Here is a 23,127-nt window from a genome sequence, read left to right as displayed (position 1 = left end):
ATTTAACCCGAAAGAATAACTTTGTAAAGCATTAAACGTAAACCCACAAAACCCATTGATAAAAACCTGGACTGAAGCCGGTACGTGCGATTGATTATATGACGGATAACTTACAACTTATACAGGCAAAGTTTAAACAATTACAGGTATGCGTTATTATACCCACCTATAATAACGAGGGCACGCTGGCCGCTGTTATTGCCGATGTTTTAGCTTATACTGATCAGGTTATTGTAGTAAACGATGGCTCAACCGACAGCACACAGGCCGTTATCCAATCATTTCCGCAGGTTAAATCCGTAAGCTATACCCAAAATGTAGGCAAGGGCTGGGCTTTGCGCAAAGCTTTTGAGTTTGCCACAGAACATGGTTATCAGCACGCCATCACCATTGACTCGGACGGGCAGCATTTTGCAGCCGACCTGCCCGCTTTTATTGAAAAGCTGGAACAGGAACCGGATTCGCTGATCATTGGTTCGCGCAATATGGAGCAATCATCGGTGCCGGGGAAAAGCAGTTTCGGACATAAGTTTTCTAATTTTTGGTTTTGGGTGGAGACCGGGATCAAATGCCCGGATACGCAATCGGGTTACCGTTTGTATCCAATTCATCTGCTCAAAAACACTAAATTCATCACCCGTAAATACGAGTTTGAGATAGAGGTAATAGTGCGTGCCGCCTGGAAAGGTATCAAGATAGATTGGGTGCCGGTAAAAGTTTACTATGCCCCGAAAGAAACCCGGGTATCGCATTTTCGCCCCTTTCAGGATTTCTCGCGCATCAGTGTGCTTAACACTGTATTGGTGATCATTACATTCGCTTACATCAAACCCCGCGACTTTTTCAGAACCCTTTTTGATAAAAAAAAAGCGAAGCAGATGCTCAAAAACCTGTTCTTTAACCCCGAGCATTCACCGCAGCTTAAAGCTAGATCTGTAGCCTTTGGCGTTTTTATGGGGATTGTGCCCATCTGGGGTTTTCAGTTGCTGGTGGCTATTTCACTGGCTTTTATATTCAGGCTTAACAAGGCTATTGTAATAACCGCGGCGCATATTAGTTTTCCGCCAATGATCCCGGTCATCATTTTTTTGAGCTATAAAACAGGTAGTTTGTGGATGGGCAGCGGTAATGTGGAGATCCCTTTGGATAAAATTTCGATCAAAGCCATCGGCGAACATCTGGAACAATATCTTTACGGCAGCATTTCGCTGGCAATTTTTGCAGGTATTATAGCAGGATTGCTCACTTTTGCGTTACTAAAGCTGTTTAAGCGGAGGCCTGTCCCCGCGTTGTAATTCATGGAAAAAATCCTGGTAGGCATCTATAATTATTTTAATGCCCGCAAGCCGCTGTTTTATACGGTGTTTGCGTTAAGCTTTGTGCTTGTAGGTTTTTTTGCTTCGCGGATAAGGTTTGAGGAGGATATCTCCAAAATACTGCCCAGGGATAAAAAGATAGAAAAGCTTAACTACATTTTCCAGAACTCCAAATTTGTTGATAAGCTGGTGGTGATGGTGTCGCTTAAAGATTCCGCACAGCAGCAACCCGATAGCCTCATCGCTTTCGCTGATAATTTTACGGAAACCATTCAGCAAAAACTGCTACGGTATATCAGTAAGATAAATTCCAAGGTTGATGATGGGCTGGTGTTGGAGCTGTTTGGCACTATTAATAAAAGCCTACCCATTTACCTCACCGAACGTGATTACCTGAACATCGATACGCTCATCCACCCGGATAAGGTCAAAGAAACCCTGGCCCGCGATCTGCGTACGCTTACCTCACCCGCCGGACTTGCACTGAAAAGCATGATCAGCAGCGATCCTGTTGGTATTTCATACCTCGGCTTAAAAAAACTACAGCAGCTACAGTACGACGAAAATTTTGAACTGTATGATAGCTATGTGATGACTAAAGATCACAAGAACCTGTTGCTGTTCATCACGCCAAAATACTCACCTAATAATACCGGCGAGAACGCGGTAATGCTCAAGGGTATCGACCAGGTTATTGATAGCCTGGAAGCTAAAAGTTTTAAAACCGTCAATTGCAGCTACTTCGGCACTACAGCCGTATCGGTAGGCAATGCCCTGCAATTACGCCGCGACTCCATGTTTACCCAGGGCATTACGGTGGTGTTCCTGATCGTGTTTCTGGGTTTTTATTTCAGAAAAAAGCGAGCCCCGGTTGTGATCCTGGTGCCGGTGTTGTTTGGCGCGTTGTTTTCGCTGGCGGTAGTTTATTTTGTGAAAGGCAGTATTTCGGTAATAGCTTTGGGCACAGGCTCGGTAGTGTTGGGCATAGCGGTTAATTATTCGCTGCATGTGTTTAACCATTACCGCCATACCCGCAGCATTGAACAAGTGATCCGTGATTTAGCCATGCCGCTTACTGTGGGCAGTTTTACAACTATAGGCGGTTTCTTTTGCCTGGAGTTTGTACAATCCGAAATGCTGAAAGACCTTGGTCTGTTCGCGGCCTTTAGTTTAATCGGCGCTTCGTTTTGCTCGCTGGTGTTCCTGCCGCATTTCATCGCCTCAAAAAAGGAGCAGCATGAGCATATCGCGCAGCTTTCCTGGATCGACAAGCTGTCGGCCTACAACCCCGAGTATAATAAAATTATTATTTCGGCTATTGTGGTACTTACGGTGGTATTTAGCTACACAGCCCGCAACGTGAGTTTTGAAACGGATATGAACCGCATGAATTTCATGACCGATAAGCTCAAAGCATCCGAAGCCAAACTGAACGCCATTAATAAATATGCCCTGCAATCGGTTTATCTCCTGGCCGAGGGCAAGACACTGGATCAAGCTCTTCAGACTAACGAAAAACTCTCGGCCCGGATAGACTCATTGAAAGAAAAGAATATCGTCAAAAAATACTCCGGAGTATCATCGCTTATCATATCTGATTCGCTGCAAAAAGCCCGAATTGCCCGGTGGAACAGTTACTGGACACCCGCTAAGAAACAGCAATTGATGGCGGTATTGATTAAAGAAGGAACCGCGTTAGGTTTCAAACCATCCGCTTTTGATCATTTTCAGGAGTTGATCAACAAAAACTTTAAACCGGTTGGACAGCAGGAAATGGCCGGTATCCGCAAAAGCTTGCTGGATGATTATATCACCGAGCGACCGGGCCGGGCCGGCGTGATCACACTGGTTAAAATATCCCCGGAGGATAAAACCAAACTGTACAACCTGTTTGAGAATTCAACGAATGTTACTGTAGTTGATAAGCAATACCTTACCAATAGATTTGTGGGTATCATTAACAATGATTTTGCAAGCATCGCCATCATGTCGTCGCTGCTGGTGTTTACCGTGCTGTTGCTTACGTATGGGCGCATTGAGCTTACGCTGGTTTCATTTATACCGATGTTTATTTCCTGGATCTGGATATTGGGTTTAATGGGATTGCTGGGCATCCAGTTCAATATCGTAAACATCATCATATCGGCCCTGATATTTGGTTTAGGCGATGACTATAGCCTGTTTATTATGGATGGGCTGTTGCAGGAGTATAAAACAGGCAAAAAAAACCTGTCGTCGTACAAGTCATCTATATTCCTGTCGGCCATTACTACGGTAGTAGGTTTAGGCGTGTTGATATTTGCTAAACACCCGGCTTTGCGTTCCATCGCGTTGATCTCCATCATCGGGATAGTTTGCGTGGTGGTGATGGCCCAGATCCTGATCCCGTTTTTGTTTAACCTGCTGATCAGGAATAGGGTAAAGGCTAAACGCTTCCCGTGGACTATAAGCGGTTTTGTGATCTCGGTTTTCGCGTTCACATATTTTGTGAGCGGTTGCCTGTTATCAAGCCTTATTGGTTTACTGCTAATCAAGCTTAATCCGTTTAAAGGCGAAAGAAGCAAATATGTTTATCATGTTATCCTGTCGAAGTTTTGCTGGTCGATGATGTACATTATGCCCAACCTGCGTAAGCGCGTGGTTGATAAGGATAGCTTTGAAAAGCCTGCCGTTGTGATCAGCAACCATCAATCGTTTTTGGATATTTTGGTGCTGATCATGCAGCATCCTAAGCTCATCCTGTTTACCAATCATTGGGTATGGAATTCGCCGGTGTTTGGGGCTGTAGTGCGGATGGCAGGCTACTTCCCGGTGGCCGAAGGAGTGGAGCAGAACATTGATGAGCTGGCCGAAAAGGTGAAACAAGGCTACTCGATGGTGATCTTCCCCGAAGGCAGTCGCTCACCCGATGGTAAAATGAAACGTTTCCATAAAGGTGCGTTCTTTTTAGCCGAGCAAACAGGAATGGATATCCTGCCTATTGTGCTGCATGGTACAGGCTACAACATGACCAAAGGCGATTTTCTGTTGAAAAACGGAACCATCACCATCAAGTACCTGCCGCGTATAGCAGCTGATGATGCTTCATTCGGTACCGGCTATACCGAGCGGACTAAAATTATCAGCCGTTATTTTAAAGAAGAATACCAGAGATTAAGCGCCGAAATTGAGCAGCCTGCTTATTTTAAGGAGCAGCTGATATACAACTACCTGTACAAAGGCCCGGTGCTGGAATGGTACATGCGTATCAAGCTAAGGCTCGAAAAAAACTACCAGGTATTTCATGATCTGCTGCCTAAACAGGGCAAAATGCTTGATATGGGTTGTGGGTATGGCTTTATGCCTTACATGCTGCATTTTGTAGCACCAGGTCGTGAGTTTACCGGGGTTGATTACGATGAGGAAAAAATAGAGATGGCTGCAAATTGCTTCGGTAAAACAGACGGTATCAATTTTGTTTATGCCGATGCCCTTGCCTTTGAAATGCAGCATTACGATGCCATTATCATGGCCGATATGCTGCACTATTTACAGCCCGATGATCAAACGCGATTGATTGAAAAGTGTATCGCCAATTTAAATCCTGCGGGTACGCTTATTATTCGCGATGGGGATGCTGATTTGCAGCAGAGGCAAAAGGGAACAGCTTTAACCGAGCTTTTCTCCACCCGTTTATTGGGCTTTAATAAAACAGGGAAAAAAGGTTTGTCGTTTATTTCGGGGAAAGCGCTCCGGGAGCTGGCCGCGGCGCATGGTATGTCATGCACTCAGGTTGACAATAGCCGGTACACATCAAATATTATTTTTGTGATGAAAAAGGAAGGGAAGCAGGTTTAAATGGACGATAAGTTTGATGTACTGATCATTGGCAGCGGCATGGGCGGGTTGGTTTGCGCCGATATGCTCGGCCGCGAAGGTTACCGTGTTTGCGTTGTTGAAAAGAACAGGCAGCTTGGTGGCTCATTGCAAACCTATGTGCGCGATAGGGTGATCTTTGATTCGGGGGTGCACTATCTTGGTGGACTTGATAAAGGCCAGAACTTATACCAGATTTTTAAGTACATCGATATTATTGATAACCTGAAGCTGGAAAAGCAAAATCCCGATGCCTTTGACAAGATCATGATCGATAACGATCCTGTTGAATATCCGCAGGCGCAGGGCTATGATAATTTCATCAAACAACTGCTGGTTTATTTTCCGGATGAAGAGCATGCTTTGCGTGCTTATTGTGACAAGTTGAAGGAGGTTTGTGATAAATTCCCGCTGTATAACCTGCGCTCGTCGGATGATTTTTATGAAAAGGCCGATGTGCTGGAGGTAGATACTGAAGCATTCCTGGCATCTATCACCAGTAACAAAAAACTACAGCAGGTGCTGGCGGGTAATAACTCTTTATATGCCGGGGAAGCCGATAAAACGCCGCTATACGTGCACGCACTCATCCTCAATAGCTATATTGAAAGCTCCTGGAAATGTGTTGATGGCGGTTCGCAGATTGCTAAACTCATTGCCCGCAATATCCGCGACAGGGGCGGCGTTATCATCCGGAATAAAGCCGTAAAAAAATTGGTGGAACAGGATGGTAAAATAGCGTATGTTGAATTGCAGCACGGCGAAAAGCTGTATGCCGGTCATTTTATATCCAACATTCACCCGGTAAAAACACTGGAAATGACGGATTCGGCAGTAATCAAGAACGTGTACCGTAATCGCTTGAAAAGCCTGGAAAACTCGGTATCATCGTTCACCATTAACATTGTATTTAAAAAAGATACGTTCAAATATTTTAGCCACAACGTTTACAGTTTTAAGGACGGACAGGTATGGCATATGGCCAATTACACCCAGCAAAACTGGCCGTTGGGTTATGCCGTATTCATGACGCCATCGTCGAAAAATAAAGAATACGCCGATGGCATGACCATCCTGGCATATATGCGCTATGAGGAAGTAAAGCCCTGGGAGGATACTTTTAATACTGTATCTGACGAAGCATATCGCGGAGAAACCTATGAGCAATTTAAAAAGCGTAAAGCCGAAGTTTTACTGGATGATGTGGAACTGAAGTTTCCGGGTTTAAGGGATAAGATCTATTCATACTATACCGCCACACCGCTCTCGTACCGCGACTACATTGGCAATGACGATGGCTCCCTTTACGGCATTGCCAAAGATTATAAACACCCGCTGAAAACGTTTATTTCGCCACGCACCAAACTGCCTAATTTGTACTTCACGGGGCAAAACCTTAATTTACATGGCATTTTGGGGGCAGCCATGAGCGGGATAGTAACCTGTTGCGCTTTGCTGGGTAATGATGATCTGATAGATAAAATAAGAAATGCGTAACAGGAAATTCAGCTGGAAGCGGTTTGGGAAACGGTTGCTGTACACAGGCCTGGTGTTTGTGGGGCTGCTGCTTATTGGCTTTATTTACCTGTATTGTGTAGCTATTGATTATCCGCCCAAACCTGCCGATTTGAGTAGCTTGCAGTTACAGCGCAAGCAACCTTCGCCGGGCTTTTATACCATCAATAATAACTGGTTCAGGAAAAGTAAAAGCGGTTTGTTTGAGATGTATGTAGAGGGTAAACCTTTTGAACGTGGGGTGATTAACGGTAAACTGAGTAAAGAACTGGTGGTTAACCAGGAAGTCTACTTTACCGACCAGATCAACAAGATCATCCCTTCAAAATCATACCTGTCATTCCTGAAATATTTTATAGCCTGGTTTAACCGCGATCTGGCCAAGAATGTGAGCGAGGAATATAAAGAGGAGATTTACGGCATCTCTAAATCGGCCTCGGATAAATACCAGTACATCGGGTCAAATTATCAGCGGATATTGAATTACCATGCCGCGCATGATATCGGGCACGCTTTGCAGAGCATGGCCTTGGTGGGCTGTACCTCCTTTGGTACCTGGAATGATCGCTCGGCCGATGGTACCATGATTGTAGGCCGCAATTTTGATTTTTATGTGGGCGATAATTTTGCGCACGATAAAATAGTGGCGTTCTTTAACCCATCCGAAGGGCATAAATTCATGACCATAACCTGGGGCGGTTTTGTAGGGGCGGTATCGGGCATGAACGAAAAGGGCCTGAGCGTTACCATCAACGCCGATAAAACCAATATCCCATCAGGTTCGGCTACGCCGGTATCTTTAGTGGCCCGTGAGATCCTACAGTACGCCCAAAACATTAATGAAGCCATAGCTATCGCCAAAAAACGCAAGATGTTTGTGTCCGAATCATTCCTGGTAGCCTCGGCAGAGGATAATAAAGCGGTGGTGATCGAAAAAACGCCCGATACGCTGGATGTGTATGACCCGCACCAAAACTATATAGTTTGCGCCAACCATTTTCAAAGTAAGGGACTGGCACATTCAAAAGAAAACCTGGTACAGCTAAGCAATAGCGCCTCGCCGTACCGTTATCAGCGTTTAATGGAACTGCTGAACGCCGAGGGCAAAAACACCGTGCAAAAAACGGTTGATATTTTACGCGACCGCCAGGGTTTACACGGCGAAGATATTGGCATGGGCAACGAGAAAGCGCTTAATCAGCTGATCGCGCACCATTCGGTAGTGTTTGAACCGCAGAAGCTGCTGGTTTGGGTATCAACCTCGCCATGGCAGCTGGGGCAATTTGTGGCTTACGATCTGAAAAAGATTTTTGCCATGAAAGGCATGCAAACCGATCATGAAGTTATCGACAGCGCCCTAACCATTAAACCGGACCCGTTTTTAAATACCAGGGCTTATCATGATTTCATAACTTTCCGTACACTGAAACAAAAAGCTTTTGATGGCGGCAAGATCAATCCCGATAGCGTAGTAGCCAGTAACCCGCAGTTTTACCACGCGTACGTAATAGCCGGCGACTACTTGTTTAAGCACAACGATTATAAAAAAGCCCTGGGGTATTATAAAACGGCTTTAACCAAAGTTGTTGCTACCGTAAATGAGGAAAACTATATTAAAAAGCAAGTTGAAAAATGTACTAAAAAGCTAAGTTCATGACGGTAGCAGGAGTAGGTATTGATATGATAGAGGTGGAGCGTGTGCAAAGCAGCATTGCCAAAGAACAGGGTTTTCGTGAGCTGGTTTTTTCGGCAAGGGAAATTGCTTATTGCGAAGGCAAAGCCAACAAGTATCAGCACTACGCAGCCCGCTTTGCCGCTAAGGAGGCTTTTTTTAAAGCGCTGGGCACAGGTTGGCTAAAAGATACCGCCTTTAACGAAATTGAGATCAGTAATGACGAGAACGGGAAACCATATCTTGAACCTATTGGTGAAAGCGCCATAGTGATCAATCGTGATGGCCCGCTGAAAATCTCCGTATCATTAACCCATTTAAAAACAATGGCATCAGCCGTGGTAATTATCGAAAAGTGATAGCATATCCACCTAAATCATTAGCATACCAACCCAAACAAGAGGTTGTTGAAATACAAGAGCAAAAATTGCAGGAATTGCTGGCTTATCTCAGCCTCAACTCGCCGTTTTATAAAGACCTTTTTGTTAAGCATCATATTGATGTCAGTCAGGTCAAAACACTTGATGATCTGCGGCTGATCCCGACAACGACCAAAGAAGATTTGCAAAAGCATAACGATGAATTTTTATGTGTAGATAAGGGGAGGATCATTGAGTACAGTTCTACATCAGGCACGCTGGGCAGCCCGGTAACTATCGCGCTTACCGAAAATGATTTGGAACGGTTGGCCTATAACGAATATAATTCTTTCACATGTGCCGATGGATCGCCTGCCGATTTGTACCAGTTGATGCTCACGCTCGACAGGCAGTTTATGGCTGGAATGGCTTATTACTCGGGAATCCGTAAGATAGGCGCCGGTATTATAAGGCTGGGGCCGGGCGTGCCCTCATTGCAGTGGGAAACCATTTTAAGGCTGAAACCTACGGCTATTGTAGCCGTGCCATCATTCATTTTAAAGCTGATCCAGTTTGCGCAGGAGCACAATATCGATATCAGTGCTTCGTCGGTTAAAAAGGCGGTTTGTATAGGTGAGAATATCCGCAATACCGATTTTAGCCTGAATATCCTCGGCCAAAAAATAACCGAAGCCTGGGATATCAAGCTGTATTCCACCTATGCATCAACCGAAATGCAAACCGCCTTTACCGAGTGCGGTGAGGGCAGGGGCGGGCATCACCAACCCGAGCTGTTAATAGTGGAAGTATTGGATGAGCATAATAATCCGGTTGCTCCCGGCGAATCGGGCGAGGTGACCATTACTACGCTTGGCGTGGAGGGCATGCCATTACTGCGGTACAAAACCGGCGATATCTGCCATTGTTTTGATGAACCCTGTGCCTGCGGACGTACAAGTATCAGGCTGTCATCCATCGTTGGCCGTAAAAAGCAGATGATCAAATTTAAAGGGACAACCCTTTACCCGCCGGCATTGTTCGATCTGCTGAATGGTATGGAAGAGATCAAAGATTTTGTAGCCGAAGTATACTCTAACGAAATAGGAATGGATGAAGTGCTACTGCATCTGTTGCCACTAAACTACACCGATGAGTGCGACCGGAAGATCCGTGCAAATTTACAGGCCCGACTGAGGGTGAGCCCGCACATCACTTATTTAAAACACGATGAAATGCAGAAATTACAATTCCCTGAGGCGGTACGTAAGCCGGTTAAATTCATCGATAAAAGAAAGTAAGTGATTATGTGCTAACTTTGCGGCATGCATAATGCCGATATCCTGGGCCGGTTAACGCAGCAGTTTGAATTGCCGTTTAGTAACCCGGTACTCGTTTTCTCGCTGATACTTTTGATCATTTTACTTGCTCCTATTGTTATGGGCAAGTTCAGGTTTCCGGGCATAGTGGGTTTTATTCTGGCCGGAATCGCAATTGGTCCACACGGGTTAAACTTGCTCAAGAAAAATTCGGCTATTGATTTGTTCTCGACCATCGGTTTGCTGTACATTATGTTTATTGCCGGTGTTGAGCTTGACCTGAACGAGTTTAAACAGAAAAAGCACCGCAGCCTGGTGTTCGGCTTTTTTACCTTTTGTATTCCTATACTCATTGGCTTCCCAATATGTTATTACCTGCTGGGTTATCCGCTCATCACATCGGCGCTTACAGCAAGCATGTTTGCTACCCATACACTGGTAGCTTATCCTATTGTGAGCAAATATGGTATGGCTAAAAATGAGGCCGTGGCCATTAGCGTTGGCGGTACTATCCTCACCGATACCGCCGTACTGATATTGTTACCCGTAATTATGGGTGCTAAAAACGGCGGGTTGGGTTTCAGCTTTTGGTTACAGCTGATGATCTCGCTGTCGATATTTGCCTTTATCATGTTTGTGCTGATCCCGCCGCTGGCGCGCTGGTTCTTTAACCGCTATCGCGACAGCAAAACATTGCCTTATGTATTTGTGCTGTTCATCGTATTCCTGTCGGCCTTTCTTTCGCAGCTGGCCGGGGTTGAACCTATTATCGGGGCCTTTGTGGCCGGGTTAGCGTTGAATAAAGCGGTACAGCAATCGCAGCAATTAATGCACCGGATTGATTTTGTAGGTAATGCCATATTTATTCCATTCTTCCTCATCAGCGTGGGCATGCTGGTTGATCTGCGGGTGCTTACGCGTGGTCCGCAGGCTACTATTGTAGCCCTAAGCCTTACGCTTGGCGCTTTGTTAGGGAAATGGCTGGCGGCACTATCTACCCAAAAAATATTCAAATATTCGGCAACACAGCGTACGCTAATATTTGGCCTAAGCAGTGCCCATGCCGCCGCTACACTGGCAATTATATTGGTTGGCTTTAAGGCACAAATCATAGATGATAATATTTTGAACGGCACCATTATCCTGATCCTGGTTACCTGCGTGGTGGCTTCATTTGCTACCGAGCATGCCGGTAAGAAATTGGTTAAGCGTTTAGAAGAACCGCCCGTTTTAACAGAAGAAGAACAAACTATCGGCTAAAACCGATGACAATATGAGAAGAAGGATACACAGGCACATACGTACGGCGAAATACATTGTTTACAAAGAAACCCTTGTTGATTTCAGGGAACACTTTTGGACATTCATCAGTTCGTTTTCGGGGATAGCGCTTATCGGCTTGCTAAACAGCAGGTACTTTACCGCTTCCGATAATCTATTCCTGATAGGTTCGTTCGGCGCCTCGTCTGTATTGATATATGGGGTTATTAACAGCCCGCTGGCACAGCCTCGCAACCTGATAGGCGGACATGTGCTTTGCGCTTTGGTTGGCGTTACCATTCATAAGCTTGTTCCCAATGAGTTGTGGCTGGCAGCGGCGCTTTCGGTATCCATAGCGATAGTGCTGATGCAGGTCACTAAAACCCTGCATCCGCCGGGAGGCGCTACAGCATTGATAGCCAATATCGGTTCGGAAAAAATAAAGGCGCTGGGTTATATGTATGTATTTAGCCCGGTTTTTTCGGGAGCGCTGATCCTGCTGCTGGTGGCGTTATTGTTTAACAACATGACTAAGCACAGGCATTATCCCAATAATAAAAAGTGGCTACAGGTTTGGAGAAGATACCAGCGGTAATAATTGTACATCATTATTGCCTGTGCTCCTGCTGAAACAGCTTTTTGATAAGGTTCATAAACTAATTAGTTTTAACCTGTGTTGTTAAAGATACCGGCAAACAAACTGTTGTTCCTGCTTTGATTTTAAATTCAAGCGATTTCAATTTAATTGGTCGCGGTGTATTATTACCCTCGGTGATTTGTAAAAACTGGTTGGGTGCTATATTTCTGAAATATTGCTTTTCCGTGGTTCCAGCCCATTTTATCTCTATTTCGGCAATTGATTTGGCTTGGCCTATCCCTATCTCCTGCCGCAGGGGCGACGAGCCAAAACTACCGCCGGAGTTTACATCCTTGTAAACGCTGCGTTTTACGCCGTTCTCCATAAATGTTAGTTTAATGCGACTGCCAATAGCCGATTTATTGGCTTTGGTGCCCTCCAGTTTCAGGCCGATCCAATTGTTGTCGTTTTGGCCAGGATTTACGTATAGTGGGTTAGCATACGAGTCGCCGTTATAAGTTCCACCCATTTCGGCATAAATATCTTGTTTGCCAATGTTCCTGAAGTCGGCAAAAGCAATGCCATGACCTTTTTGCAGGTTGCCAACCCGGGCCGATGTAGTTACATCAGCAAAACGTTTCCCACTCATATTACGAAACAATTTGTTGGGCACCAGCGAACGGAAATCGGGGTTTCCGGTGCCAAAATACATATCGGGATAGCCATCGTTATCAATATCGCCAAAGTTGCAGCCCATGGCAAATACTACCCTGGTTAGCCCGGCCAGGTCGGTTATATCGGTAAAAGTGCCGTTCTTGTTATTTCGGAACAGAAAGATGTTACCGGCTCCTTTTACGGGTTTACCGAGGGCTTCGGAGGCGGCAAAGTAACCTAATGTGGTGGTATAGCTTTTAAAGTTGAAATTACAGGCTACCAGGTCAAGGTAACCATCGTTATTGTAGTCAAAAAACCAGGTGCCAAAGGTTGGGTTTGTATTATTTGCAAAACCGGCCTTGTCGGTCACGTTTTCAAAATTTACATTTTTTCCGGGCTGTGTTGTGTTGTGCAGCAGGAATTTTTTTCCGTCGATGCAGGATACAAAAATATCGGGTTTACCGTCGTTGTCATAGTCGCCGGAGGTAACGCCTTTTACAAAACCAACCACATCACAGTGGGCCTGTTCAGCCACGTTAACAAAGCCTTCGCCATGGTTGTTGATGTATAGCGCACATTTTTCAATGTCATCGGGCGTTTTGCTTTCGTAGCCTATAAAAACATCCAGCCAACCATCGTTGTTAAAATCGGCCCAGGTAGCGGTTTGGGTGGAGTGATAAAAGAGCAGGCCGCTTGGTATAGTTACATCCGTAAATGTGCCATCGCCATTGTTGCGAAGCAGGGAACTTGGCTGGTTGCCAAAGCCCTTATCAAGCCAGGCTCCCCGCAAAACAAAAATATCGGGTTTGCCATCGTTATTATAATCGGTTTGTTGAATGTTTAAGCCGCCGGTTATGCCTTTCAGTCCGGCGGTTTCCGCAATATCAGTAAATGTGCCATCCTTATTGTTTCTGAAGTAATGCATAGCATCATCAAAGCCCATACCCGATGTTATGAGGTCAATATAGCCATCACCATTAAAATCATCCGCAATAACGCCGCCTGCTTTGTTATTAACACTTAAGTTAAGACTGGGGCCTGCATCAACAAATGGTTTTACTTTAAAACCGGTATCGGCGTTGAGGTTGGGAATAAGCAGGTTATGAGGTACTTCCTGCGGATATTTACCCAAAGTCATAAACGCTATATTCAGCAGCCATCTTGATTCCAGATCACCGGGGTTTTGTTTCAGGATCTGTTCATAAATTTCGATGGCTTTGGTTGATCCTGTTTTAATTACATGTACACCTTCGTCCCGGATAGGAAATACACACGATGAGCCGGTATGGTTAAGCATACAATTATTGCGCTCCCCAACACGCATATAGGCTATGGCCACTTCGGGCAGCATTTGCTTGCTCACTTCGGGATCCATCCTGTCCAGCAGATTTTGATATATAGATACCGCCTTTTCTTCCTGGCCAACCCTTACTAACAACGAAGCCTTCGCATAATTCAGGAAATTGATATTACCCTGGTCTGTAACGGTATGCAGGTCCGAATCGCAATGCAGTAACTGAGCTTCCGGGCAATTTGCATTCAGCCTGCTAAAGGTTCGTTTACTCTCGTTATGAAGAATATCTATCATATCCTGGTGTGATGAACCGCCGCATGACGCAATTAAGCATGCTAAAAACGTAATTGTCAAAAAAAACAAATAGCCTTTTATAACGCTGATATAGATGTGTTGCAAACGCATAATTGAGTTGAACAATGGTAGAAATTGGTGTGCGCCGGCTGTTTAGTAAATATAGGCCGGACTAAATTTGTAGCCTTTCTTTAAATGTGTATAAAGTGCTGATTATAAAGATACTGTTTTAATGCCAAAGGATATTGTAACATCTGCGTGAGGCTGAAATAATCATAAAAGTTTTGTAAGGAGATTTTTATAATGTATATGATTTACATAACTTTATAAGTGTTTTTTGACACCGTTTTATAGATGGCCCTTGACCATCCCTTCCTAATCAAATCAATACTAACCCTTAAATTATGTGTCATGAAAAAATTTGTTATTGAACGGGAGTTGCCCGGTGCGGGTAACCTTTCGCCCGAAGAATTACAGGCCATTTCACAAACTTCATGTTCGGTTGTAAATGACCTGGGCAAGCCATACCACTGGATCCAATCGTTTGTTACCGCCGATAAGATCTATTGCATCCACATTGCCGAAAGCGAAGATGTTATTCGCGAACACGCTATGAAAGGCGGTTTCCCGGTAACCAGTATTGCCGAGGTTAAAGCCGTCATCGATCCCACAACAAGTACCGTTACAGTTTAATATCACACAAAAGAAAAGGCCTGTAGTCAACTACAGGCCTTTTCTTTTTGCGTTTTGTATAGATCAATTTCCAACAGAATCTTGTGATCCGGTTTGAAACAGTGGATCGGGTTTAAAATACGTACCGCCATTAAAGCTGATCACGTAATCAGAATTAAAATGGGTGCTTTTTTTATAATAATCGGTACTGATGATCTGCGCGCCGGATTTTTGTGCCGCTTCAAATGAACTCATGTCATTAGCACGGGCTTCCTGGGTATCCGAATCGGCACGGGTACGGATGATGTAACCTTTCTTTACCAGTTTTTGAATAGCTGCCAGGTCTTTTTTAGCATCGTTCATGATGTGTATAGCCGCTTCCGGTGTTCCCGGCAACGCGTCGGCAAATAATACACGGCCTTTTAATGAAGGGTGGCCAACTATGTAAGTCGCCCTCTTTTCGCCTTTTTCATCAAGAATAAAAATGAACTTGCCTTTAGCCGCTTTTAGTGTTGGCCAGTTGTTGTGCAATACAGCCGCTTCGAGGGTTTTGTATGATCCGCGCACATCATCAGGAGTAATTAAATACTGTTTGCCAAGGTAGGTCAAAATTTCTTTGTCTAAATCGGCAAAGGTTTGGGCTGTAAATTTTTCAGGAACGGTAAAGCCGGGTTTGTCCATGGGCTCATCCTTCGCGTTCATGGTGATATAGATGGGGTTATGATCCGGGTGTTCATCGCTCCATTTTTTCAACTCCTGCAAGCAAAGCTTAAAAGTGGCGCAATTGCTGCGGAAGTCGATATCCTCGATATGGAAAACCTTAAAGCCCGGCTCCTTCATTACGCCCTGGGTATCAAATGCCGGTTGGCCCGGTACCCAGTCTAACCCCTTTGGATGAGCATATTTACCCCCTTTTGGATCGGCATACACATCAATCTCCAAAGCGTTCAAACCTAAGTTTAGTTGATCACTAAGACTGATGTGCTCATAATCTATCTTGCTCATGCCAACAGAATCGCGCTGCTGCAAAAAACGGAACAGCTTGGGGTTAATAGCCTGTTTGTAGCTATTGTGCGATCCTATCACCTGGAAGTGGTTCATTTTCTGATCGTCGGGGTTGTTCAATAACGCTGATGCTGAAAGAACAATGCCTGCGATTAATCCGCCTGTAAATTTCATTTTGATAGAAATATTATTGGTTTAACGAAATAAAGCGCAAAAGGATTCCCTTTTGCGCTTTATAAAAAATGTTAATGATTAATAACCCGGGTTTTGTTTCAGGTTAGGGTTAGTTTTTAATTCGGTTGAAGGAATTGGGTATAACCTGCGGGTTGGGTCGGTGTTCATTTTCAGATCATCGGTTTTGCCACCCATAACCGGCAGCGAATATTCTTTCTCGAATAAACCGTAACGGATCAGGTCATTACGACGCCATGCTTCCCATGAAAGCTCACGGGCACGCTCGTCCAATAAACCATCCAGGTCAATTGAGGTGGCGGCCTGTGCGTGGGCACGGGTGCGTAGTTTGTTTACCAGGGTAAGCGGAGTTTGCGCATCACCGTTGATGGTAGTAGGCGCGGCACCACGTAAAATAGCTTCGGCTTTCATCAGGTAAATATCGGCCAAACGGAATACGGGTACGTCGTTACTGTTTAAACGGGTTGCCTGGATAATGTTAACATCCGGGTAGTATTTAATTGAACGTACACCTTCTGATTGTGCGTTAAGTACATCGTTACCTAAGTCCATTGGTTTTAAACCGGTAAGTATCAGATCGGGTTTAATGTTGATCTGTGTGTTAGCCGGAACGCCTGCGGTGCCGGTAGGATAGTAAACAGGCTGACTGGTAAAGCCGCCGTTGCCATCTGGGTAATATTGCGGACCTGCTAACCATGTTTTGGTACGGTCGTCACCAGGGATATTAAAACGGTTATAGAATTCAGGCGTAGTACTCATAGCGATACTTAAACCTACGTTAAATCCGTAAGCTTGTGCCAGGTAGTAAAAGAACCCGAAACGGGTGAACTGATTACCCGGAATTTGCTGATCATAAGGAACCGCGAAGATAGTTTCATTGATTTGTGGACCGTTTGTCGGCAAAAATATATCACGGAACTTAGCGTCAAGGAAATAGTTGGTGTTAGTCTGTACGCTATCGCACATGGCAACGGTTTCCTGATAACGGTTAGTACCGATATAAACACCAGAGTTAAGGTACATTTTTGCAAGCAGGGCAAACACCATACCTTTAGTTGGGCGACCGTATTGACCTACGTTTGTTGCCGCGTTGCTGCTTTTAGCTGGCAATAAAGGTAAAACGGTTTTAAGCTCGCTTTCGATAAACTCGTACACTTTAGCACGTGGCTGATTGGCTGGTTGTGTAGTTACCGGGAAATCGGTAATGATTGGCACGTTGCCATACAGATCCATCATGAAATAAAGGTACAGGGCGCGCATGGCTTTAACTTCGGCAACAGACGAAGCTTTTTTAGCCGCTGATGATGACGACGCGTTAATAACGCTGATGATACGGTTACAGGTATTGATACCACCGAAACCCCATTGCCATACGCTGATAACGTTTGGATGGTCAAAGGTCCAGCTGTGGTAGTGTAACTGGCGGTACTGGCCACCATCGTCAAAGTTACCATCGCGGGCAGGCAGGATAGCCTCATCTGTAGACATATCCTGCATACGCCAGTAAGGTACGGCATAGCTTGACGAAAGGTTTGAGTAAATAGTACCCAGCAATGCAGTATAATCGGCATCGGTAACCGGGAAGTTTGATGTTACGTATTGTGACTCAACGGGTACATCTAATTTTGTACATGAATATGTGCCGATCATGGTAGCGAAAGCGGCACATGCTAAAAATATCTTTTTCATCTTTTGTCTTTCTGAGGTTTATTAGAATTGTGCAGTTATACCTAAGCTGAACGTGCGTGTTTTAGGATAGTAATCGCGGTTATCGATACCCGGGGTTAAGCCGCCGATGTTAACTTCGGGATCAACACCACGGTATTTGGTAATGATGAAAATGTTATTGCCCGAAGCATAAAAACGTAAGCTTTTGATAGCCTGGATATGCGGTTTAATGGTGTAACCTAAAGTAGCGTTATCCAAACGCAGGTATGAGCCGCTTTCAAGGAAACGATCAGAGATCAGGTAAGCGTTGATATCCTTAAATGATTCGCCTAAGGTAAACCTCGGGATATTCTGCAGTTTTGAATCGGCAGGGTTGTTCAATGAAGCAAGGGTTGCATTCAATACCTTGTTACCATAAACACCACGAACCAGGAAGTTTAAGTCGAAGCCTTTGTAGAAGAAACTGTTGCTCCAACCGTAGATCAGCTTAGGCTGCGCGTCGTATTTAATAAACTGATCAGTAGTAAGCGGCTGTGTAGCTGTTGTTGAGCCATCTGCTTTTTCATAGGTACTTACGCCGTTACCGTTTTTGCCCAGGTAATGCCATAAGTCAAACGTACCGATAGCATAGCCTGGCTGAATGATCTGACTGTAGTTACCTGACTGGCCTTTACCACCCAACTGTGCAGTTTGGATAAAGTTAAGGCCGAACTGGCTGTTTGATAAGCTTTCAACTACGTTTTTGTTATGCGAAACGTTGAATGAAGTGCGCCATGTAAAGGCTTGTGATTTTACCGGTACAGCGTTTAAAACAACCTCGATACCGCTGTTTTTAATTTTACCTACGTTAGCAGTGTAAAAAGGATAGAAGTAAAGTGTGGTTGATACCGGGTAGGTATAGATCAGGTCAGATGTTTTCTTGATATAATAATCTACCGAACCGGTTAAACGGTTGTTGAACAAACCAAAATCCAAACCGATGTTTGTAGTAGCAGTACTTTCCCATTTCAGGTCAGGGTTATCGTTACGTACCGGGCCAATAGGGTTTACAATGTTACCATTGCTCAGGAATTTACCACCACCCGGAGGCACACCGTAAATTAAACGTGCAGTAAAGGCATCAAAACCTAAGCTGTTACCAGATACACCGTAACCAGCCCTTAATTTCAGGTCGCTGATTACAGGAATTGATTTCATGAAATCTTCGTTGATGATTTTCCAGCCGGCAGAAGCTGCAGGGAAGTAACCGTGACGTTGGTTGATACCAAATGCTGATGAACCGTCTTCCCTTAACGAAGCTTGTAACAGGTATTTATCTGAAAACTCATACTGGGCACGAGCGTAGAACGATACGAACCTCAATGTTGAGATATAGGCAGGGTTAAATACTATCTGTGATAATTGGGTTGGGTTTGAAAGCGCCAGGTAGTTGTAAGTTAAAGCATCATTTGAAAAGCCTTGTGTTTGTACGCCAAAACCGTCGTTGTTACGATCCTGCTGGTAAGAGTAACCACCTAATAATTTCAGTGAGTGTTTACCAAATACACGATCATAATTAAAGTAAGCTTCAACAACGTTGCTGGTATTGGTATAAGCGCTGCGTACAGCTACACCACCGGCATTAACATAAATACCAGATTGGCTGGTAGAGTAGGTGTTAACGTTATTTTGCTCTTTTTGGGTTGATCCGGATACGGTGAACTTTAAGCCTTTCAAAATGTCCAAAGATGCAAAACCATTGATCAGGGTTTTGTTATTCTCTGTCCTGGTAAAGTTGTTATTGATCAATGACAACGGGTTTAAAGGTCCACTACCTGTACGGCTGTAGTTTTCTTTATAGGTGCCATCTGCGTTATAAGGGCCAACCGTTGGCAGGTAAAATAAAATACCTGATAATACCTGGCTTTGGAAAATGTCGTTGTTTTTGGTAGCACTGTTGGTAAGGGTGATACCTAACTTTAAACGGTCATTAAAAAAGCGCTGGTTGATATAGCCTTTGTAGATGGTACGCTCAAGGCTGGTATTGTTCAGGATACCATTGTTTTTCATGTAGTTTACGCTTGCGCCGTACTCTGAGTTAGTGCCCGCGCCACCATATGAAAGGTTATGGTTTTGAGAGTAACCGGTTCTTTCGGCCAGTTTTTGCCAGTTGGTATTTGAACCGTCATCATCGGCCGCGCTTAATTTAGGCACGCCATTGTCGGTTAAATATTTACGCAGTTCATCGCCTGTAAGTACGTCGATGTTTTTTGATACGTTTTCAACAGCAGCGTAAGCGCTGTAAGTTAAACGGGTTTGGCCGGCTTTAGCCCTGCGGGTTGTAACAATGATTACACCATTAGCAGCACGTGAACCGTAAATAGCAGTTGAAGACGCGTCTTTCAGTACGTCGATGCTTTCGATATCGGCTGGCGCTAAAAGGTCAATAGAAGCGCCCGGCACGCCGTCAATTACATAGAATGGTTGCTGAGCAGCACCTTCACGTAATGTAGACGGGCCCCTTAATATAGTAGCCGGTTGTTTGTTAGGGTCGCCGCTTTTGGTGATGTTCAAACCTGCAACCTTACCTTGTAATAACTCGGCAGGTGTGGTTAATACACCGGCGTTAAAATCTTCGGCTTTAACCGAGGTGATAGCGCCTGTTACGTCTTTACGGCTTGCGGTACCGTAACCAATAACCACAACATCTTTAAGTTGTTTAGTATCGGTTACCATGGTAACGTTAACAACTTTTTTGTCACCAACGGTAACTTCTTTTGGTAATGAGCCTAAGAAAGTAAATTTGATTACGTCTTCAGGTCCGCTTACTGTAACCTGATAAATACCGTTAGCTGTGGTTGAAGTGGCTTTACCTGTACTTTTAACCGTTACTACTACCCCTGGTAATGGTAAGTTTGTTTCGTCGGTAACGGTACCCCTGATGGTACGTTGCTGCGCGAAAGCCATTGATGTGGCCATGAACATCAGCATAAAAAGACAAATCGTTTTACTCGACCTGTGGCATAGCCTTAAGATAGATCTGTAATGTTTTTCCATAGTTTTTAATTAATGATAAACCCCTTTTAATAGTTGCCCAAGTTGAGAATAGGAGGGCGATAAATTGCTGCAAAGCAACGGTTGTTTTATTATCGGGAAATAAATGTGGGGTTAACTTATCTATTAATTAAAATTGATGTTGGTTTTTTAAAATGTGCTATTTTGGGTTGATTCTCAGTCTTTTGCCACCTGCAAACAAATTAGCTCTGTTAACAGAGGGTTAACCGGTTTTAAACTTTAGCGTTTTGTAAAAAGCCTGTTGTCGGGCAACCCGCAAAACACAAATAGAATTTTAGGCTTTTTTCAATCGATGGAATATTGGGGCATGTAAACGGAAGCACCATGAAAAATTACCGGTAGGCCAGCGAGATCATGGTATAATCTGCATTGGTTTGAATGGTGAACATGAATTCGTCGTTTTGAAAGATCTTACTACCGGGTTTAGTATAAATGATATCTCTGAATTCGTGATTTTCGAGATAATCCTGGAATGAATGGTCGTGCAATACGGGGCACATGTACAGGAGTTGTTCCAGCCTGATGGCAAGGGCTGTTTTTCGCTTATTGTTTTCCCATCGGTCTTTATCCTGGTTAAATGTCCATCCGGCATTGATCTTGTTGAGTTCAGTTGTATAAACGCCGGGGCCGTCTTTCATAAGTCGGATCATATCGGCCGGGTTTATTTCTCTTTCTGCAGTGCCTGATGATTTACGCCATGAGTGAAAAGCTAATAATGACACCAATGCTGCAACAATCAGCAAGCCGGCCCACAGGTAGGCGCGGTTACTTTTAGGCTCAATGATTAACGGATATTCGTCGGGAAACAATTCGTTTTTGACCACAGACAGTGTGTATTTTGCTTCGGCCCGCGCAACACCCTCTCCAACCAGCAGGGCTTCAATTTCATGGTCCGCGTTTCCATCGGCAATCATCCATTTAATCTGATCAATAATTTGTTGTTTTTCCATAGGTGATGAGGTTAGGTTTGTTTTGGAAATTCAAGATACATTTTTTGTGAAAACAACGCAATAGGAAATAAAATTGCGAACGATATCGCTACTATAATTAGGAGGCACCTATCGGATATTGGCTCCGTAGGCGCCCCCTCTCAAAATGGAAGATTCGGAAAAAAAGACAGCTTTCTTAAAGCACAGTTTATAACTATTATTGTGCACATTAATCAACGCGTTAAAACGTTTGATAAAACCCAATGACACGTATCCTCCCGGTAATTGTACTGTCTCAATTTTTTTGCACCTCATTATGGTTTGCAGGTAACGCGGTTATGGGCGATATCGCCAAACAATTACAGCTTGAACCTTCCTATCTGGCTTATTTAACAAGCGCCGTTCAATTGGGCTTTATCACCGGAACCTTGGTTTTTGCTATCCTGAGCATTGCCGACAGATTTTCGCCCGTGCGGGTATTTTTTATCTGTGCGCTTATTGCCGCAGCTGTTAACGCCCTGGCCTGCTTGCCGGGAACGGATGCCACGATCATTTTGGTGTTGAGATATACAACAGGCTTTTTCCTGGCCGGAATTTACCCGGTGGGAATGAAGATAGCGTCCGATCATTACCCGCAGGGATTAGGTAAAGCTTTGGGTTTTTTGGTGGGTGCTTTGGTATTAGGCACGTCGTTTCCGCATTTGCTTAAAAGCCTGATGGCAGCACTGCCCTGGCGTTACGTAATATTATCAACTTCAATATTGGCTGCCATAGGCGGTTGTGCAATGGTATTGCTTGTGCCCGATGGCCCCGCAAGAAAACCGGGCGCTGCACTGAACCCGGCCACCTTTTTGAAAAATTTTGGCAACAGGCAATTCAGGTCTGCTGCTTTTGGATATTTCGGGCACATGTGGGAGCTTTATGCGTTTTGGGCTTTTGTGCCGGTTATGCTAAGCGCTTATAATAGCCGTTACTCAGATGCTAATTTAAACGTTCCGCTCTTATCCTTTCTTATTATTGGCGTTGGGGCGTTTGCCTGTGTGGGCAGCGGGATCATTTCAGGCTATATCGGCGTAAAGAAAGTAGCCACGATGGCATTGACAATTTCCGGTGTATGTTGTTTAGTATCGCCGCTGTTTTTGTTCGCCGGTTCAGCGTGGATATTGATTGTGTTTTTATTGGTTTGGAGCATGGCTGTTATTGCCGATTCTCCATTATTTTCAACCCTAATTGCACAAAATGCCGATCAGCAATTAAAAGGTACCGCGCTCACTATTGTTAATTGCATTGGCTTTGCTATTACCATTGTAAGTATTCAACTTATCACCGCTTTACGGACGGTTGAAAACGCGCGATATATTTATATGCTGCTGGCTATAGGCCCGTTACTGGGTTTACTGGCATTGTTGAAACGTTCCCAATAGCTAACCGGCATTATTATGCCAATGTTATTAAATAATATTGATGTAGGGTATTTGTGAATAATTGGTAGCTT

Annotated in this window: 15 protein-coding genes; 10 read left to right on the top strand and 5 right to left on the bottom strand. The window is 44.4% G+C overall.

Annotated elements, in window-relative coordinates; translation table 11 throughout:
• Positions 1–98 precede the first annotated feature (98 nt).
• The 8 genes from DEO27_RS24670 to DEO27_RS24635 are packed head-to-tail and all read left to right on the top strand — an operon-like array spanning position 99 to position 11,888.
• A complete protein-coding gene (locus DEO27_RS24670) occupies positions 99–1,295 on the top strand; it encodes a DUF2062 domain-containing protein (protein WP_112568437.1) in 1,197 nt (398 codons plus the stop codon).
• Positions 1,296–1,298: 3 nt separating this feature from the next.
• Positions 1,299–5,153 (top strand): trifunctional MMPL family transporter/lysophospholipid acyltransferase/class I SAM-dependent methyltransferase, encoded by a 3,855-nt coding sequence (locus DEO27_RS24665; protein WP_112568439.1) that lies wholly within the window; start codon positions 1,299–1,301, stop codon positions 5,151–5,153.
• Positions 5,154–6,668, top strand: a complete 1,515-nt coding sequence (locus tag DEO27_RS24660; protein WP_112568441.1) for a phytoene desaturase family protein — start codon at positions 5,154–5,156, stop codon at positions 6,666–6,668. It begins immediately after the preceding gene.
• A complete protein-coding gene (locus DEO27_RS24655) occupies positions 6,661–8,343 on the top strand; it encodes a C45 family autoproteolytic acyltransferase/hydolase (protein ID WP_112568443.1) in 1,683 nt (560 codons plus the stop codon). The genes DEO27_RS24660 and DEO27_RS24655 overlap by 8 nt, the downstream gene beginning before the upstream one ends.
• The gene (acpS, locus tag DEO27_RS24650) at positions 8,340–8,717 is read left to right on the top strand and encodes a holo-ACP synthase (RefSeq protein WP_112568446.1); all 378 of its coding nucleotides are present in this window, start codon (positions 8,340–8,342) and stop codon (positions 8,715–8,717) included. The genes DEO27_RS24655 and acpS overlap by 4 nt, the downstream gene beginning before the upstream one ends.
• Complete coding sequence (locus tag DEO27_RS24645) at positions 8,714–10,015, top strand: phenylacetate--CoA ligase family protein (protein WP_223818041.1); 1,302 nt, start codon at positions 8,714–8,716, stop codon at positions 10,013–10,015. The genes acpS and DEO27_RS24645 overlap by 4 nt, the downstream gene beginning before the upstream one ends.
• A gap of 24 nt (positions 10,016–10,039) precedes the next feature.
• Complete coding sequence (locus DEO27_RS24640) at positions 10,040–11,293, top strand: cation:proton antiporter (protein WP_112568448.1); 1,254 nt, start codon at positions 10,040–10,042, stop codon at positions 11,291–11,293.
• 13 nt (positions 11,294–11,306) lie between these two features.
• A complete protein-coding gene (locus DEO27_RS24635; RefSeq protein ID WP_112568450.1) occupies positions 11,307–11,888 on the top strand; it encodes an HPP family protein in 582 nt (193 codons plus the stop codon).
• A 61-nt stretch (positions 11,889–11,949) separates the two neighbouring features.
• Here the strand turns inward: DEO27_RS24635 and DEO27_RS24630 are convergent, their stop codons facing one another.
• A complete protein-coding gene (locus DEO27_RS24630; RefSeq protein ID WP_112568452.1) occupies positions 11,950–14,223 on the bottom strand; it encodes a CRTAC1 family protein in 2,274 nt (757 codons plus the stop codon).
• Between the two features lie 300 nt (positions 14,224–14,523).
• On the opposite strand from DEO27_RS24630, the gene DEO27_RS24625 reads away from it, so the two are divergent.
• Positions 14,524–14,805, top strand: coding sequence for a DUF4242 domain-containing protein (locus DEO27_RS24625; protein WP_112568454.1), 282 nt, complete (start codon positions 14,524–14,526; stop codon positions 14,803–14,805).
• 63 nt (positions 14,806–14,868) lie between these two features.
• Here the strand turns inward: DEO27_RS24625 and DEO27_RS24620 are convergent, their stop codons facing one another.
• The 4 genes from DEO27_RS24620 to DEO27_RS24605 form a co-directional block, all read right to left on the bottom strand.
• A complete protein-coding gene (locus tag DEO27_RS24620; RefSeq protein WP_112568458.1) occupies positions 14,869–15,963 on the bottom strand; it encodes a phosphatidylinositol-specific phospholipase C1-like protein in 1,095 nt (364 codons plus the stop codon).
• 78 nt (positions 15,964–16,041) lie between these two features.
• Entirely contained in the window at positions 16,042–17,670 is a 1,629-nt protein-coding gene (locus DEO27_RS24615; RefSeq protein ID WP_112568460.1) for a RagB/SusD family nutrient uptake outer membrane protein, read from the bottom strand.
• Positions 17,671–17,691: 21 nt separating this feature from the next.
• Positions 17,692–20,685 carry a SusC/RagA family TonB-linked outer membrane protein gene (locus tag DEO27_RS24610; protein WP_112568462.1) on the bottom strand — a complete coding sequence of 998 codons (2,994 nt, stop codon included), beginning with the start codon at positions 20,683–20,685 and terminating at the stop codon, positions 17,692–17,694.
• A 350-nt stretch (positions 20,686–21,035) separates the two neighbouring features.
• Positions 21,036–21,653, bottom strand: coding sequence for a hypothetical protein (locus DEO27_RS24605; RefSeq protein WP_112568464.1), 618 nt, complete (start codon positions 21,651–21,653; stop codon positions 21,036–21,038).
• A gap of 242 nt (positions 21,654–21,895) precedes the next feature.
• Here DEO27_RS24605 and DEO27_RS24600 point away from each other — a divergent pair, with 242 nt between their 5' ends.
• Positions 21,896–23,056, top strand: a complete 1,161-nt coding sequence (locus tag DEO27_RS24600; protein WP_112568466.1) for an MFS transporter — start codon at positions 21,896–21,898, stop codon at positions 23,054–23,056.
• Positions 23,057–23,127: the final 71 nt, after the last annotated feature.

It is taken from the genome of Mucilaginibacter rubeus (assembly GCF_003286415.2).
GTDB lineage: Bacteria > Bacteroidota > Bacteroidia > Sphingobacteriales > Sphingobacteriaceae > Mucilaginibacter > Mucilaginibacter rubeus_A.
This window is presented reverse-complemented; position numbering and strand designations above follow the sequence as displayed.

Coding starts and splice junctions, on each gene's coding strand:
- DEO27_RS24660 (WP_112568441.1), top strand. CDS start 5,154: ATGGACGATAAGTTTGATGTACTGATCATTGGCAGCGGCATGGGCGGG.
- DEO27_RS24610 (WP_112568462.1), bottom strand. CDS start 20,685: ATGGAAAAACATTACAGATCTATCTTAAGGCTATGCCACAGGTCGAGT.
- DEO27_RS24615 (WP_112568460.1), bottom strand. CDS start 17,670: ATGAAAAAGATATTTTTAGCATGTGCCGCTTTCGCTACCATGATCGGC.
- DEO27_RS24620 (WP_112568458.1), bottom strand. CDS start 15,963: ATGAAATTTACAGGCGGATTAATCGCAGGCATTGTTCTTTCAGCATCA.
- DEO27_RS24635 (WP_112568450.1), top strand. CDS start 11,307: ATGAGAAGAAGGATACACAGGCACATACGTACGGCGAAATACATTGTT.
- DEO27_RS24600 (WP_112568466.1), top strand. CDS start 21,896: ATGACACGTATCCTCCCGGTAATTGTACTGTCTCAATTTTTTTGCACC.
- DEO27_RS24630 (WP_112568452.1), bottom strand. CDS start 14,223: ATGCGTTTGCAACACATCTATATCAGCGTTATAAAAGGCTATTTGTTT.
- acpS (WP_112568446.1), top strand. CDS start 8,340: ATGACGGTAGCAGGAGTAGGTATTGATATGATAGAGGTGGAGCGTGTG.
- DEO27_RS24605 (WP_112568464.1), bottom strand. CDS start 21,653: ATGGAAAAACAACAAATTATTGATCAGATTAAATGGATGATTGCCGAT.
- DEO27_RS24625 (WP_112568454.1), top strand. CDS start 14,524: ATGAAAAAATTTGTTATTGAACGGGAGTTGCCCGGTGCGGGTAACCTT.
- DEO27_RS24665 (WP_112568439.1), top strand. CDS start 1,299: ATGGAAAAAATCCTGGTAGGCATCTATAATTATTTTAATGCCCGCAAG.
- DEO27_RS24655 (WP_112568443.1), top strand. CDS start 6,661: ATGCGTAACAGGAAATTCAGCTGGAAGCGGTTTGGGAAACGGTTGCTG.
- DEO27_RS24670 (WP_112568437.1), top strand. CDS start 99: ATGACGGATAACTTACAACTTATACAGGCAAAGTTTAAACAATTACAG.
- DEO27_RS24640 (WP_112568448.1), top strand. CDS start 10,040: ATGCATAATGCCGATATCCTGGGCCGGTTAACGCAGCAGTTTGAATTG.